This window comes from Bacillus sp. AFS001701 (assembly GCF_002559405.1).
Taxonomy (GTDB): Bacteria; Bacillota; Bacilli; order Bacillales; family Bacillaceae_G; genus Gottfriedia.
On record NZ_NTZO01000498.1, the window covers coordinates 1 to 1,237 of the forward strand.

2 protein-coding genes are annotated in these 1,237 nt (G+C 28.0%); both read right to left on the minus strand.

All coding sequences use genetic code 11. The annotated features are described in order from the left end of the window. Nucleotides 1–512, minus strand: a 512-nt coding sequence (locus CN514_RS21665) for a hypothetical protein (protein ID WP_141529471.1), incomplete at its 3' end; no start/stop codon positions are given. Then, nucleotides 509–1,237: response regulator (locus CN514_RS21670; RefSeq protein ID WP_141529472.1), on the minus strand; the 729-nt coding region annotated here is incomplete at its 5' end. The genes CN514_RS21670 and CN514_RS21665, both read right to left, overlap by 4 nt.

A 1,237-nucleotide genomic window follows, 5' to 3' on the forward strand; every position in this document is an offset into this window, starting at 1 on the left:
TCAACTAACAATTGCATTAATTTTTCATATTTAAAACTCCCTAAAATAAGAAAAATATTAAATTTTTCTTCAAGAGAGCAATGTTTACAAGATAAATGTTGAATTAAATCTTCTTGCATCATTTTTATTTTAAATTGATTGATAAACAACAATGAATTCATCCGTTCACTCCAATTACCATGTTTAAGTTTATGTTTATATCTAGAGATAAAATATAAATTGACGATTGGCCTAATTGGATCGAATCCTTCTTCAAATTTGATTATATTCATAAAACTGCTAAGAATATTTTCTAAAGCTTCATACTCAATTTCTTTTCTTGGAATAAACGAAGCAGATATTTCTCCTTTGATTAAATAATTTTCAACAAATAAGATATTTCCATTTAACCATTCTTCTATTTGCTTATTTTTTTGTTGTTTAATAATTTTCTTATAAACTAAATAAAGATAGATCGAAAATAGTAATAGAATAATAATTCCTGTTAGGTAAAGGATGATGGCTATATTCATTTAGCAGTTATACCTAACATTCTATTTAAACGAAGACGTAGTTCTTTCAGACTAAATGGTTTTTCCAAATAATCATTTGCACCACTTTTGAATGCGATTGCAATATCATTCTCAGAGCTTTTATTTCCAATCATTAAGCATAAATATTTTCTACGATCGTAACTAGTACGCATTTTTCGTATGATTTCAAAGCCACCCATTTTAGGCAATATACGGTCGATTATTAATAGATATCTTTCATTCTGCTTGTGCCATGGATCATTTAAAAATTCTTCCCCATCCATATATACTTTTATTTCAACGTCATATAATTTTCCACCTAAATCTGACAATTGATGTTTTAACATTTCACGAATGAGGCGATCTTCATTTATTACCGCTACTTTTAGCGTACGAATCATATTTTCATTTTTACTAACTGAAGAATCAAATCGATTCATAGCATCCATTTCACCAGAAGTGAGTAGTGTTAAACAATCTTCAGCACTTATACTTGCATCTGGAATTTCAAGCACATTAAAATTAAATGACGAATAGTGAATTCGATTTTCAAAAGAGATCGGTACGTCTGAAAATGATTGTGATAAACGATTCATTAATTTAATGCCATCTTCTTTAACCGTTTTTGGTAGCAACAATACAAATCCTTTTTTCTTGTAATGGGCTAGCAAATCGGAAGATCTTAAACTTCTTTTTAAAAATTGAATAAATCTTTTTTCGGTTAA